Annotated in this window: 8 protein-coding genes, 7 pseudogenes and 1 other annotated feature; of the genes and pseudogenes, 6 read left to right on the top strand and 9 right to left on the bottom strand. The window is 59.6% G+C overall.

Going from position 1 to position 12,707, the window contains the following annotated elements; translation table 11 throughout:
* Nucleotides 1-677: 677 nt before the first annotated feature.
* The 3 genes and pseudogenes from virD4 to NKH38_RS32410 all read right to left on the bottom strand — a co-directional run.
* Nucleotides 678-2,423, bottom strand: a complete 1,746-nt coding sequence (virD4, locus tag NKH38_RS32420; RefSeq protein ID WP_352463798.1) for a type IV secretion system ATPase VirD4 — start codon at nucleotides 2,421-2,423, stop codon at nucleotides 678-680.
* 229 nt (nucleotides 2,424-2,652) lie between these two features.
* Nucleotides 2,653-3,195 (bottom strand): hypothetical protein, encoded by a 543-nt coding sequence (locus NKH38_RS32415; protein WP_245264609.1) that lies wholly within the window; start codon nucleotides 3,193-3,195, stop codon nucleotides 2,653-2,655.
* A 536-nt stretch (nucleotides 3,196-3,731) separates the two neighbouring features.
* A pseudogene (locus NKH38_RS32410) lies at nucleotides 3,732-4,034 on the bottom strand (transposase domain-containing protein); the annotation flags it as partial.
* A gap of 30 nt (nucleotides 4,035-4,064) precedes the next feature.
* Here NKH38_RS32410 and NKH38_RS32405 point away from each other — a divergent pair.
* Nucleotides 4,065-5,491 (top strand): annotated as a pseudogene (locus tag NKH38_RS32405) (IS30 family transposase).
* Here the strand turns inward: NKH38_RS32405 and NKH38_RS32400 are convergent.
* Together NKH38_RS32400 and NKH38_RS32395 are read right to left on the bottom strand one after the other, a co-directional pair.
* A pseudogene (locus NKH38_RS32400) lies at nucleotides 5,470-6,365 on the bottom strand (IS3 family transposase); the annotation flags it as partial. The pseudogenes NKH38_RS32405 and NKH38_RS32400 sit on opposite strands and share 22 nt — an antisense overlap.
* Nucleotides 5,998-6,114: a sequence feature (AL1L pseudoknot), on the bottom strand. It overlaps the preceding pseudogene by 117 nt.
* Before the next feature lie 155 nt (nucleotides 6,366-6,520).
* Nucleotides 6,521-6,670 (bottom strand): hypothetical protein, encoded by a 150-nt coding sequence (locus NKH38_RS32395; RefSeq protein ID WP_023703136.1) that lies wholly within the window; start codon nucleotides 6,668-6,670, stop codon nucleotides 6,521-6,523.
* Between the two features lie 197 nt (nucleotides 6,671-6,867).
* Here NKH38_RS32395 and NKH38_RS32390 point away from each other — a divergent pair, with 197 nt between their 5' ends.
* A complete protein-coding gene (locus tag NKH38_RS32390; protein WP_352904835.1) occupies nucleotides 6,868-8,787 on the top strand; it encodes a potassium transporter Kup in 1,920 nt (639 codons plus the stop codon).
* A 156-nt stretch (nucleotides 8,788-8,943) separates the two neighbouring features.
* Here NKH38_RS32390 and NKH38_RS32385 read toward each other — a convergent pair.
* The 3 genes and pseudogenes from NKH38_RS32385 to NKH38_RS32375 all read right to left on the bottom strand — a co-directional run bounded on the left by NKH38_RS32385 (nucleotide 8,944) and on the right by NKH38_RS32375 (nucleotide 10,448).
* Nucleotides 8,944-9,623, bottom strand: a pseudogene (locus NKH38_RS32385) (IS6 family transposase).
* 50 nt (nucleotides 9,624-9,673) lie between these two features.
* Nucleotides 9,674-9,837 (bottom strand): annotated as a pseudogene (locus NKH38_RS32380) (DUF1403 family protein); the annotation flags it as partial.
* Nucleotides 9,838-10,070: 233 nt separating this feature from the next.
* Complete coding sequence (locus tag NKH38_RS32375) at nucleotides 10,071-10,448, bottom strand: hypothetical protein (protein WP_023690673.1); 378 nt, start codon at nucleotides 10,446-10,448, stop codon at nucleotides 10,071-10,073.
* Nucleotides 10,449-10,732: 284 nt separating this feature from the next.
* Here NKH38_RS32375 and NKH38_RS32370 point away from each other — a divergent pair.
* The 3 genes and pseudogenes from NKH38_RS32370 to NKH38_RS32360 all read left to right on the top strand — a co-directional run bounded on the left by NKH38_RS32370 (nucleotide 10,733) and on the right by NKH38_RS32360 (nucleotide 12,216).
* A pseudogene (locus NKH38_RS32370) lies at nucleotides 10,733-11,459 on the top strand (IS6 family transposase).
* The gene (locus NKH38_RS32365) at nucleotides 11,456-11,635 is read left to right on the top strand and encodes a hypothetical protein (protein ID WP_031194388.1); all 180 of its coding nucleotides are present in this window, start codon (nucleotides 11,456-11,458) and stop codon (nucleotides 11,633-11,635) included. Before NKH38_RS32370 ends, NKH38_RS32365 begins: the two are co-directional and overlap by 4 nt.
* Nucleotides 11,635-12,216, top strand: a complete 582-nt coding sequence (locus tag NKH38_RS32360; protein WP_352765714.1) for a hypothetical protein — start codon at nucleotides 11,635-11,637, stop codon at nucleotides 12,214-12,216. The genes NKH38_RS32365 and NKH38_RS32360 overlap by 1 nt, the downstream gene beginning before the upstream one ends.
* Before the next feature lie 45 nt (nucleotides 12,217-12,261).
* Here the strand turns inward: NKH38_RS32360 and NKH38_RS32355 are convergent, their stop codons facing one another.
* On the bottom strand, nucleotides 12,262-12,537 hold the full coding sequence (locus tag NKH38_RS32355; RefSeq protein WP_023679571.1) for an acyl carrier protein: 276 nt from the start codon (nucleotides 12,535-12,537) through the stop codon (nucleotides 12,262-12,264).
* Between the two features lie 77 nt (nucleotides 12,538-12,614).
* On the opposite strand from NKH38_RS32355, the pseudogene NKH38_RS32350 reads away from it, so the two are divergent.
* Nucleotides 12,615-12,707, top strand: a pseudogene (locus NKH38_RS32350) (DNA-binding response regulator); the annotation flags it as partial.

Here is a 12,707-nt window from a genome sequence, read left to right as displayed (position 1 = left end):
GCTATGCTGGAGATTGGGGTGACGAGGCTGATCAAGCCTTCCAACAGTACCAGCCTGATCAATTACAGCGAGAGCTACCGGTCCGGAGATCGCATCAGCCCCTCTCTGCATATGCACGCGGCCGCCTGAATTGCCGATTTCGCTCAGCTGCTGCTGAATGGCGACGGCTTGCGGCGCATTCAGGGCCCTCTGCGTCTGCGCTGACCACAACAGCGCTGGTGAATGTTCATTGTTGGGACGACTCACTCGGGTGGCAGGTGGTTGCATGGTCAAGCTCATCCGGCGAAGGGCGGATCTGCTGTTGGCTGGCAGCCAAGACTGGGGGCGGCGGCCCGAACTCCGGCGTCCCAGAGCTTGCGAAAGCCTCCGACACGCTTCTGTTGAGGTCATCCCGTCCATCGGGCATCCCTGGGTTGCTGAAAAAAGACGAGGCGGCTTGATGATCCTGCCCTCGCTGAAGCACCTCGCGAAACCCCCTGTTCCAGTCGCAGAAGCTCCTCTGGATTGGTTGGCGGCTCGTCAGCTCGACCATCGAACAGCGGCCGGAGCGCCTCGGACACGTGCTGCTCAAGTTGCCGGGCTTGGCCCGCTTGCCCCTCTTCCAAGCCGGCGTCCTGCACCTGCCACAAAGCTGCTACACGGGATGGATTTTCTCGCGGGGTCCACACAGCCTCACATCAAACTGTATCGTCAAAGTCCTGCGCCAATTCACACAGCGGGTCATCGAGTTGAGATTCGGCGGAGAGCGCCTCCTCTGCTCCCGTCAAGGGCGCCGGCTCCGGGAGGGCGCCTGTCTGGCGTTCAAAGATGCGTTTCAGAATGCGATCCGAGAAATAACGCACCTTCCTCAATTTTAATGGTGGCAGACCTTTGATGAGAACAATCTCGTAGTCGTCATCGAGCAGCCGAACCTGTTCGGGACGCAATAGCGGTGCACCTTGATGTGAATTCTGAATGGTCCAGTCGAACGTTCGCGCCTGGCTGTGGGAAATCGATTTGGCTTCAAACGTGTATTCACCGATGGCCTTGGAAATGTAGTTTGGAGTCTCGTCATCAGCCGTGGCCATGAACACTTGCAGTCCGGTATTGCTGAGAAAATTCTGCTTGCCAGCCTCTCCATAAGCCCCCGTCAGTGCCGAAAGGCTTTGGATGATGAGCATGAAACGCCCCTTGTAGCCCGCGATAGTCGTGATTGCGGTCTCGATCGCCTCCAGCTTACCCAGGTGCTTGAACTCATCGAGCAGGAAGAGAACCTCGTGCTTTTCATCCCGGCCGGCCAGCGACCGCTGCAGAATTGAAACGATTTGCTGAAAAAACAAGCGTATCAAAGGCGCGATCACCTCAAGGTCGTTCGGACCAACGCAAAGATAGATGCACGTTCTGCGACGGCGAAGATCATAGACCGAAAAGTCCGAGCGACTTGTGGCCGCCTTTACAGCGGGATCCGCCCACAGGTTGAGCCCGCCATCGCCGAGCACGGAAGTGTAGGAGGTTAGGATTTTCGTATCGTTCCCCGCCATGTCGTCGAAGATGCGTTGTGCCTCTTTGTTCTGAGTCTCCATGGCGAGTCGCGCGAAGAGCTTAAACTTCTCCCCCGGCTGGGCGAAGAGGTCATAGACGGCGCCGATTGTTGGCGTGCCCCGCTCGATGCAGGCAAGGATTCCCGCGACAAAGATATCTCGCGCGCCGCTGACGAAACCTTCCGCGCCCTCCCCCTTGGCCGTAATCAGGTTTGCGGCCAAGCGGCGGGCTTCGGTGAATTGCTGCTGTGGAGGCAGCGCTATAAGATCCAACAGCGGATTGTAGCAGTTTGTGCGCCGCTCCGAATCCAGCGGCGCGAATTTAAACACGTCGTCACCTGCGGCTTTGCGCGCCCTCGAGGTGAGCTCAAAGAGCTCCCCCTTGACGTCCAGAGCTATCACCGAGCCTTTGAATGTAAGTAGCGTTGGAATGACTATGCCGACGCCCTTGCCAGCGCGGGTCGGTGCAACGATGAGGCTGTGAGGCTGCTCGCCATTGGTCAGGTAGTAGCCAGGCCAGAAAGGGCCACTTGTCTTCCCAAACACCGGCCCTGTCACGCCACGGTATCGTCGCAGATATCCCGTGCGTCGCATTTCATCCACTCGAGCCCAACGAGCCGTCCCGTGGTGTTCGAGCTTGCGGCGCAATACGATCTGCTGAATCAGCAAGACGACCGCGGACGTCGAGAGCACGATAGCCGCGCCCCGATAGAAAACGGGGGTTGCGAAACCCAAATAGAAGGGCGTCTCAAACCAAAAGGCACGGACATCAAACGCCATCAGAGCCTCGCCGCTGCCGCCGTGGCGGAAGGTTGCGTAAAGACTTGCCGCACAGAAGCCCACGGCGAGTGAGCACGCGATGCTAATGGCTATGTTGGGGGGCGTCGTTTTTGTTGAAAGCATTGTTCCATTGCCGGATTAGCCGTAGCTAATGCTGCGCGTGCTTCAGAGACCGAACCGGCGTCGCGCGATGTCGCCGCTCGACAGATCGATGCCGCAGTGGGTGGTGCGATGCTTGCAGCGCATCACCCGGCAGACGTGGTTTTTGTACGTCAACGGCCAGCGAATTGGAAACGGCAAGGCCGTAGACGGAATTCGGGAGAGAAAGCGTCACTGTACCATGGCCGAGACCTCAACGGCCGGAGCGATCTCTGCTTCGGGTGGCCTCCATGAGGTCCTCTCGGGCGTGATTGTAGGCTTGGCTTATGGACCGCCCGACTTGAGCACCCCGCTGCAGCTGTTCATAGGAGGTTTGCGGGCCTACTGTATCACGGACTGCAGCCTCAATACCTGCTATGTGGCCGTCCAGATTCGCACTCCGTTCCTCTGCTGCATGCTGCGGCGGCGGCATGTGCGGCAAGATGTGTTGCATGCCGGGAAAAACTGAGTGAGCTTGGGCCTGTTGATTTGCGTCTAACTGTTGATACATGTTGAGAATAGCATTGGATGCCATCATCCTGACATTGCCATCCGGATCAGAAGAAGCCAATCCAATGGCTTGATCAAGAATGCGAGATTTGTTTTCGTCAGTAAACTTACTGAAGTGTGGCGCAACGTAATAAGCTCCGAGAGCTTGCGACGGCGGATCCATGTTGCCAATGCGATTAACAATAGCATCTTGCAGCCCTGGCGTTAGGTAATCGCCTAGATTACTGGCCGCTCCGACTTTCTGCAATGCTATGTCATCCGTGCTGTACCCCAATTCGGCTGTTAATGTCGCGGCCAGATTGATGGCTGATCGTCCAAGCCGATTGGTCCGCCTTTCAAATCTCGCGAGGTCAGTTTCTGGCCCGGGTTGAGTGCCCCGAACGGCTGTTCGCTCGTGCGTCCCGAGGCCTTTGAAGCCCCCGAGATTTCGCGCTGTATCGCGCGGGTTAGCGGTTACCAGCCGTTCTGCAACATCGCTCAATGGCCCCTCTGGAACGTCACGGAGGCTACTGCTCCCCCCGCCTTGAGATGATCTTGCAGCTGCACGTGCCCGTTTGTTATCGCGATCCATTGCTCGCCTCCAAAGTAGTTATTCTACCCAAATGAGGTTACCACCGAAGCTTGACCTGCTAAACCGATATGATGTTACAGTTGTAGTATGGCAAAGGGTTCCCAGCTCTGTGGGTCTGCCAAGTGCCCGTCCAAGCCGAAGAAAATACGATGAAGCTGGCATCAAATGCGATGTGAACAGCCCCGGGCATTCCGGAGGCCGTTTCGTTTGAGTCACGCGGCTATGGCTGGTTCATCCAACATGGCATAGTAGCGTTCCTCGGCTTCGGCCGGCGGGATGTTGCCGATGGGCTCCAGCAGCCAGCGATTGTTGAAGCAGTCGACCCATTCGAGCTTGGCGAACTCGACGGCCTCGAATGAGCGCCAGGGTCCGCGTCGATGGATCACCTCGGCCTTGTAAAGACCGTTGATCGTTTCGGCGAGAGCATTATCGAAAGAGTCGCCGACACTGCCCACTGCGGGTTCGACGCCGGCCTCCGCCAAGCGCTCGGTGTATTGAATGCTGACGTGTTGGGCGGATTCAACCGGTCGTCGCAACACCAAGGGATTGGAGGTTGCAATGATGGTTCACCAACGCGCTTAGATCGGTGCACTCGAAAGAAGCTGGATTCGCCCGGGCGTCCGCCTGCCTGGCAGCGTGAGAATCGCTTCCGGTTCTGGCAAGCTATTGCCTTGGGACATTCGAGCGAGGAGGCCGCACTGGATGCCGGTACATCAACGCCTCTTGGTCCGCGCTGGTTTCGGAGTGCAGGAGGGATGCCGCCAACGCATTTGGCGCCGTGGGCGAAGCCGCCTTCGGGGCGATATCTTTCTTTCGGGAGCGCGAGGATATTGCGCTTGAGCTTGCCAAGGGAATCGGCATCCGGGCCATTGCTCGTAAGCTAGGTCGGCCGCCGAGCACAATCTCGCGGGAGGTCAGGCGCAATGCCGCGACGCGCAGCGGCAATCTGGATTACCGGCCAGTGCCGCCCAATGGCACGCCGATCGTGAGTCCCGCCGGCCTCCTGGCAAGCTGGCGGTCAATCCGGCTCTGCGTGAATGTTGAGGAGCGCTTGGCCGGCAAAGTCACCAATCCCAATGGCGCCTCATTCGAGGGCCCCAAGGTGGGTATGGAAAAAACGACAGAGCCGGAGGTGGTCGGCAGCCTGGAGCCCCGAGCAGATCGCTAAATCGGCTTCAGATCGATTACCCAGAGGATCAAACCATGCGGATCAGCCACGAGACGATCTATCAGTCCTTGTACATTCAAGGACGCGGAGCATTGCGCCGAGGACTTACCGCATGTCTGCGTTCAGGCCGAGCGTTGCGCGTACCGCGCGAACGGGCCCGAGTTCGCAACAAGTCCTTCATTGGAGACGCCCTTATAATAAGCGACCGTCCGGCCGAAATTGCCGATCGGGCTGTCCCCGGACATTGGGAAGGCGACCTCATCCTTGGCCTCGGAAGCTAGGCGATCGGTACGCTCGTGGAACGAAGTTCACGCTTCACAATGCGTGCTTCACCTGCCGCGCATGCATGGCTATCAGCAGAGCCTGCGCATCAAGAACGGTCCACCACTTGCCGGCCACGGCGCTAAGCAGTCCGCAGAGCCATAGCCCGATCCATGGGCAAACTTCCCGAGCAACTGCGTCAGTCGCTGACTTGGGACCATGGAGCGGAAATGGCGCAGCAGCCGACCTGCGCATCGACACCGGGCTCGAGATTTTCTTCTGCGATCCCCAAGCCCGTGGCAGCGAGACTCCAACGAAAACACCAATGGCTTGCTGAGACAGTACTTTCCAAAGGGCACGGATCTCAGTCGGCACACAGCCCGGGAACTGGACGCAGTCGCCCATGCTATCAACACAAGACCGCGCAAAACGCTCGGCTGGAAAACACCTGCCGAACTCCTCGACCAGCTCCTTGGGGGACAGTATGATGCCGGTGTTGCGACGATCCGGTTGAATCCGCCTTGGCTGCCTCTATCGCTGTGATGGATGAGCCCGCCTCCCCGCGCGGGCCGCCGATCATGGAGAGCCTGTTCCAGGGCATCGAGAACGAAGGCTGCATGCGCCGTCCGGCTCACCCGCCAGCCGACGATCCGACGGGCATAGGTGTCGACAAAGGCGACATAGACGAAGCCCGTCCAGGTCGCGACGCAGGTGAAGTCGGAGACCCGCAGCATGTTCGGCGCCGGAGCATGGAACTGGCGGTTGACGTGGTCGAGAGGGCAAGGTGCGGCCTTGTCGCTCACCGTAGTGCGGATCGGCTTGCCGCGGACGATGCCTTCGAGGCCCATGGCCTTCATCAAGCGGGCAACCGTGCAGCGGGCGACCTCGAAGCCCTCGCGATGCAACCGCCGCCAGACCTTGCGAACGCCGTAGACGCGGAAGTTCGCCTCAAACCGTCGGACCTCATCCTTCGAGGCTGTATCCCATCTTGCCCGAGCCGACAGCCGGCAGGGGTCGACGCGCTTGGCGACATGGTCGTGGTAGGTCGACGGGGCGATCGGCAGCACCTTGCAGATCGGCTCAACCCCATGCGCCTTGCGGTGATCGTCGATGAACGCGATCGTGGCCTGAACCGGCGGTCGAGCTTCGCCTGGGCAAAATACGAGGAAGCCTTGCTCTCGTTGGCCTGCGAAGCTCGCGGCTCTCGCGTTCCAGAGCCTTCAGTTTCGTCGCAGCATCCGTGGGAACTCCGGCGCGCACGCCGCCGTCACGCTCGGCTTTCTTGCAGCCTATCTTGGCGGCGATCGATGAAACCGCCGCCCACCGCGACGTATGCTCGCGTTCGTGATCCAGAACCAGCCGCACCGCGGGGGGTCCGGACCTCGGGAGAGAACTTGTTGGTCGCCTTGCTTGTCATGGTTTCACCTTCTCAGGAGTTGGAGCCTCCGATCAACCCGCGGCGGTACACAACAAGGGTCACGGATCAATCTGGGCGGGAACCCTAGAGAATCAGCCCTCAGAGCCTTTGGTAATAGACCGACCCCTCGCACCTGTTTGGGCTGGGTGTACAAGTCAGGTTTTCATCAGGTTGGACGAGTATGTCTGGCAGTAGAGCGCGACCACTTCCGTGCCCGCCCGCTCGTCTGGCAGACACACAAAGGAGAAAGATATGCCGTCAGCTACAAGCAGCGCCATCGTTTCCTGCCGCAGATCATCGCCCATCCGGTCTGGCCCTCCTTCAGGTCCCCTTGAGCCTGTGTCTCGTCGAGGAAATGGCCCGGGAGCGGGATCGTGGTTTCGTATGAGACAATCCGCCGGTGCGGCAACAAATGCGGTCCGCATCCGGAGCCATTACGTCGCGGCACTTGATATTGCAGTGCAGCAAAGGTAGAGGGCCGCCCCTTATCGGAGTGTCGTCCATGGCCCTTACCAATGCTGGTAGCGAGGCAGAACCCGTCGAACAATCGAGCCATCCCGAAATCGAACAGCACAGCACCAAGGTGCTGATGCTAGGCGCGCTCGGCGTTGTCTATGGCGATATTGGCACCAGCCCGATCTACGCGTTCCGTGAGGCGCTGGTGGCGTCGTCGGGCGGCAATGTCGCCGAGCGCGGCGATATCCTCGGCGTGCTGTCGCTGATCATCTGGTCGCTGACTATCATCGTCACCATCAAGTACATCATGTTCGTGCTGCGCGCCGATAACGGCGGCGAGGGCGGCGTGCTGTCGCTGATGGCGCTAGCGCGCGGCAGTTTCCCCAAGCGGTCGGCGGTGATCCTGGGCATCGGCATCGTCGGCGCCTCGCTGTTTTTCGGCGACGCGGTCATCACGCCCGCGATTTCGGTGCTGTCGGCGGTCGAGGGTATGAACGTCGTCACGCCGACCTTCCAGCCCTATGTGGTGCCGCTGACACTGGTCATCCTGGCCATGGTGTTCGCGGTGCAGCGCTTCGGCACCGGCGGGGTGGGATTGGTATTCGGCCCGGTGACCGCCGTATGGTTCCTGGCAATTGGCCTTTCCGGTCTCAACCACATCATCGCCGATCCAGAAATCCTGTGGGCGGTGAGCCCGCACTACATCGTCGCCTTCCTGATCAATTCGCCCGACGTCGCTTTCGTGACCATCGGCGCCATCTTCCTCGCCGTCACCGGCGCCGAAGCACTCTATGCCGATCTCGGCCATTTCGGCCGCAAGCCGATCGTGCTGGCCTGGCTGGCGATCGTGTTTCCCTGCCTGCTGCTCAATTATGCCGGGCAAGGCGCCTTCGTGCTGGCCAAGAACGGCGTCGTCGGCCATCCATTCTTCGAGATGAACGAAGGCTGGACGCTGATCCCGATGGTGGTATTGGCAACCGCGGCGACGGTTATCGCCAGCCAGGCGGTCATCTCCGGCGCCTTCTCGCTGACCCGGCAGGCGGTGCAGCTCAATATGCTGCCGCGCCTCGAAATCCTGCACACCTCGGAACGGCAGTCGGGCCAGATCTACATGCCGCGCGTCAATCTGTTGCTGGCGCTGGCGGTGATGCTGCTGGTCGTCGGTTTCGGCGAATCGAGCAAGCTGGCCTCCGCCTATGGCATCTCGGTGACCGGCAACATGCTGGTGACGACGGTGCTGCTGTTCGTCGTCATGACGCGCATCTGGAAATGGCGCCTGTGGGTGGCGGTGGCGATGACGGCGGTGTTCGCGTTCATCGACATCGGCTTCTTTGCCTCCAACATCGTCAAGGTGTTCGAGGGCGGCTGGGCGTCGCTTGCGGTGGCCTTCACCATCGTTCTGGCGATGTGGACCTGGGTGCGCGGCAGCCGCTATCTGTTCGACAAGACCCGGCGCAACGAAATCCCGCTCGATTTCCTCGCCGGCAATCTGTTGAAGAAGAAGCCGCAGCTGGTGTCGGGCACCGCCGTGTTCCTGACCAGCGATCCGCAAAGCGCGCCGACAGCGCTGATGCACAGCCTGAAGCACTACAAGGTGCTGCACGAGCAGAACGTCATTCTGTCGGTGGTCACCGCACCGCAGCCGCTGGTGCCCGACAGCGAGCGGGTCAAGATGGAGACAGTCAACGAGTTGTTCATGCGGGTGACGCTGACCTTCGGCTATATGGAGCAGCCCAACATTCCGCGCGCGCTGGCGATCTGCCGCAAGCAGGGCTGGAAGTTCGACATCATGACGACGTCGTTCTTCCTGTCGCGGCGCTCGCTCAAAGCCTCGCCCAATTCGGGCATGCCGGTGTGGCAGGACAAGCTGTTCATCGGCCTGGCACGCACGGCCGCCGATGCGACCGAATATTTCCAGATCCCGACCGGACGCGTCGTCGAGATCGGAACGCAAGTGACGATTTAGGGCATGCCGCGGTTGAGAAGAATCGGTGCTGTCACATTGAATGAGCGTTAAGGAAATTCAGGTAGCAGCGCGCCCGGCACTGTAAGTTTCAGCGGCTTGATGCAGCGATAGCTGGCCGGGACGGCTGTCACGCTGTGGCGACACACGCGATTTTGTTCAGATTTGCATGGGGGCGTTACGCAGGTCTCGATGTTGAGCCGATGACAGCGCATTGCAGGGAAAGTGAGCAGGTCGGCAATCGGATCATGGATGGAAACGAACCGCTGAAGCTGGCGTGCCGACTTGAAGCGTTTCATGATCCTTTCGCGTCGTCGGGTCGGCTGGTGCGAATTTTCCGCTCGATTATTCAGGCCTGTGTGCGACCGGTGTTCGACGCCGGGCATGAGGTCGCGCATGGCGGCATCATAGCATCGGAGCTTGTCGGTGATCATGATCCGTGGTGTCCGCCCTTGAGCTTTCAGCAACTTGCGCATCAGACGCTTTGCCGCCTTGGCATTTCGGCGGCTTTGTACCAGCACTTCGAGGACGAAGCCGTCCTGATCGACGGCACGCCAGAGCCACTGCTTCTTGCCACTGATAGCCACGACACATTCGTCGAGATGCCATTTGTCGCCCAGGCAGCCGGCTGATATTGATCTCCTGGGCGAAATGCCGTCCGAATTTCTGCGCGCAGCTTCGAACGGTCTGATGCGTGACGATGATGCCGCGGGCCGCCAGCATGTCCTCAACCATGCGCAGGCTGAGCGGAAAGCGAAAGTAGAGCCATACCGCGTGCGCAATGATCTCGGGGGAAAGCGGTGGCGACCATAGAGCGGTCCACGAGCAACTTCTGACATGGCCCAATGTAAGCACATCTTCATAAGCTGTCGGTTGACTTTACGGTGCCGCGCCAAGCGAGCAGCATCCGGCCGGCGGGGCCGACCCCGTCTCCCGGCCGTGAGCAGAACGGCATCACGCAGGGGCCGCTTCATCCTCGACGCGGCCAGCCTGCTTTGCCGTTGCCGCCGCCGCCGAAAGCGCCAGGCGTTGCCGCCAGGCGCCGGTCCGCCGGCAGCGGTTCGTCTCCACCGATGATCCGATTGCCAACCAATTCCACTTTCCCCATACCTGCGTAACGCCGCTATGCAAATCTGGACAAAATCGCGTATGTCGCCGCAGCATGACAGCCGTCCCGACCAGCTATCGCTGCATCAAGACGCTGATATCTTTACAGTGCCCGCACGCCTCTCGCGTGCCAACGGCCAGTCGGTGTCGCGAATTGAGGCGCGCTGAAGCCGTCCGGCTCAGCCGATCATGGCGCTTCGGTTGCCGGGTTCGAGGTCGTGGCCTCTGCCGCTGCGCGATTCTAGCAATTGCGCCTTGGAGAGCTCTGCTTCAGCCTCGGCGAGGCATGGCTCGGCTGCGGTTCTCTGCCGCAGAAGGTCCGATTGCGAATTCTTGACGTTGTCACGACGTAGGCGAGCGGCCTTGGCGAACGTCGGATAAGCGAAATGATTGACATCGGAGATGCCGCCCTTCGTTTCCTCGGCGTTTATCTGGAACTCCAGTTCTCGCGCCATGCGTTCGAAATCGGCAATCATGATGTCTAGCTGGTGCAACTGTCGTCGCTTCTCATTCACCTGAAATTGCTTCAGTCGGACCAGATTACCTCGTGGCTTCATGACTCGGTACTCCGGTACCCATTTCGTCCAATCAAACCGCTCTCTCCCCTTGACGTTAGGCCTACAGCGACTCTCACGTTTTCTGCTGCGAGCGGAAACATATTTTCCAAAATCCTTGGCCGATGGCTATGAGTTCAATGCATCGACAAGCATGCGAGCGGGGGACTTAAGGGGCGGTAAAAAAAGGCGGAATAGGGCGATTTTCACAATGTCAGCGTTGAGACCTGCGGCGGGCTTGACACACAAAGCAATCGTCAAGATTTGCGACATGGACGCCGGGGGGCATGAATACGCCCGCCGTCAGCTACACGCCCCCCGATTTCCGCAGCCTATTATCGCCCACGCGCTCTGGCTTTATTTCCGGTTTCCGCTGAGCCTGCGCCTGGTTGAGGAAATGCTGCTGGAACGCGGCATCGTGGTTTCGTATGAGACAAGTCGCCGGTGGGGCATCTAAGTTCGGGCTGGACTGCGCTCGCTGCTTGCGCCGCAAGCCGCCGTGCCGGAATGATGTCTGGTACCTGAACGAAGTGGTCGTCACCATCGCCCGGCAAAAAGCTTTGGTTGTGGCGCGCCGTCGACCAGGATGGATATGTGCTGGACGAAATCGTGCAAAACCGCCGCAACACCAAGGCCGCCAAGCGCTTGCTGACGCGGCCGTTGAAGAAGCAGGGGCTCGCGCCGAAGCGCATGATCACCGACTAGCTGCGCTCGTATGGAGCGGCAAAGCGACAGGTGATGCCGGACGTCAAGCACCGGTCGCACAAGGGGTTGAACAACGGAGCGGAGAATTCCCATGTGCCGCCGCGAAAACGGGAGCGGATGATGCAGAGGTCCCATCGCCGGGAGGCCTGCAACGCTTCGTCTCGACCTTGTCAGCCCTCCGCAACCTCTTCGTCCCGCCCCAAACGTTCTGCTCTCGCCATACATGTTCATCGCCTCAGCGCGATGGCGCTGGTGATATCACGACGCGTTTGTACCGCTCGACCTACGCCACAGGTGCCGACGCTGTGACGAGCTTCGTCGGTCGCGTGTCGAGTGACGGCACCGGGGACAATTATCGTCGACCGCAGTCCATTGCCCAGACCAAGGCGCTTCTCGGCGTCGGCACGATGGCAAATCGCAGCGTCACGATCTCGGCCGCTGCCCCTTCTGGCGGCGTGGACGGTGATTTCTGGGTGCAGCCGTAATGGCCCTTTACGTCAAAGCCTCCGGGGTCTGGGGGGCGGCTAGAGCCGTATGGGTGAAAATCTCAAGCCTCTGGACCAAGGCTCGACAGGTCTATGTGCGCAGCTCGGGCGTCTGGGAGAAAATGTTCCCGATAGATCTGGTCTTCAATGGCACTCACGAAGACTCGACTGCCACGACCGTTTACACCCACACCAGCATTCCGCTGCTTGTCGCGCCACACGCTAATCGTCGTGTCATCGTGACAACTGAGACCGAAAGTGCAGTGACCGTCAACAGTATGACGATTGGGGGTGTGGCTGCCACCCTTCTCGCTCAGGTGGAAAGCATCTTCAATTCTGGTGTGGTCTATCTGTCAGTGTGGTCGGCCCTCGTGCCAACCGGTACGACGGCAACGATCGTGACCACGTATAGTGAGAGCGTGTTCCGTGACTACATGTCGGTCTATACGACCACCAATTGGGATGGTGTGGTGGGCACTGTTGCCTCTGACAACAATTCAACGGGTGGCCTGACAACGACCGTCAGCATTGGTGCCCTGGACCAGTCACGAATAGAAACCACAGCGGAGCAATGGCAATAGCTACCGCCGCCCAAGCTGCCCTCACCGTAACCTGTGCCTACAGCACTACTCCAGCACTTGTCGCACTGCTGGTGGTTCCGCGGTGCGCAACTCCTGACTGGCGACGGCGTCGGCGACATGCCTTACGGACTCGTATTGCCAGAGCTTGTAATCGTCGACAAACCAGCCAAGTCGGCTCTCGATCGCCGTAGCAAGCTCGTTATAGTCGAGGCTGTCGAGGCCGAGATCCCGCATTCTTGTTGTCATCGACACCTCTACTTTTTCGGCAACTAGAGCGTTGAGGGTTTTGAGAACCAGTTGTTCAATTTCAAGTAATGTCATCACTAATACATGCCTTTGCTTGCAGCTTCATGTAATGCAACCCTGATCGGGGCGCAACCCCAAAACGAGGTGTGCCGTTGAAACATGTTCTTGTCATTGACGATGATGCCGCAATGCGGCGCCTCATCGCCGAGTATCTCACGATGCATGCCCTGAAGGTAACCGCAGTC

Source organism: Mesorhizobium sp. M1078 (assembly GCF_040318615.1).
In the GTDB taxonomy this organism is placed as follows: domain Bacteria; phylum Pseudomonadota; class Alphaproteobacteria; order Rhizobiales; family Rhizobiaceae; genus Mesorhizobium.
Note: the sequence above shows the minus strand (reverse complement) of the source record. Positions and strands in the feature narration are given on the sequence as shown.

What these genes read in the sequence shown, in the direction of transcription:
- virD4 (WP_352463798.1), bottom strand. Translation starts at nt 2,423, where the DNA reads ATGCTTTCAACAAAAACGACGCCCCCCAACATAGCCATTAGCATCGCG.
- NKH38_RS32395 (WP_023703136.1), bottom strand. Translation starts at nt 6,670, where the DNA reads ATGGGCGATGATCTGCGGCAGGAAACGATGGCGCTGCTTGTAGCTGAC.
- NKH38_RS32390 (WP_352904835.1), top strand. Translation starts at nt 6,868, where the DNA reads ATGGCCCTTACCAATGCTGGTAGCGAGGCAGAACCCGTCGAACAATCG.
- NKH38_RS32375 (WP_023690673.1), bottom strand. Translation starts at nt 10,448, where the DNA reads ATGAAGCCACGAGGTAATCTGGTCCGACTGAAGCAATTTCAGGTGAAT.
- NKH38_RS32360 (WP_352765714.1), top strand. Translation starts at nt 11,635, where the DNA reads ATGGCCCTTTACGTCAAAGCCTCCGGGGTCTGGGGGGCGGCTAGAGCC.
- NKH38_RS32355 (WP_023679571.1), bottom strand. Translation starts at nt 12,537, where the DNA reads ATGACATTACTTGAAATTGAACAACTGGTTCTCAAAACCCTCAACGCT.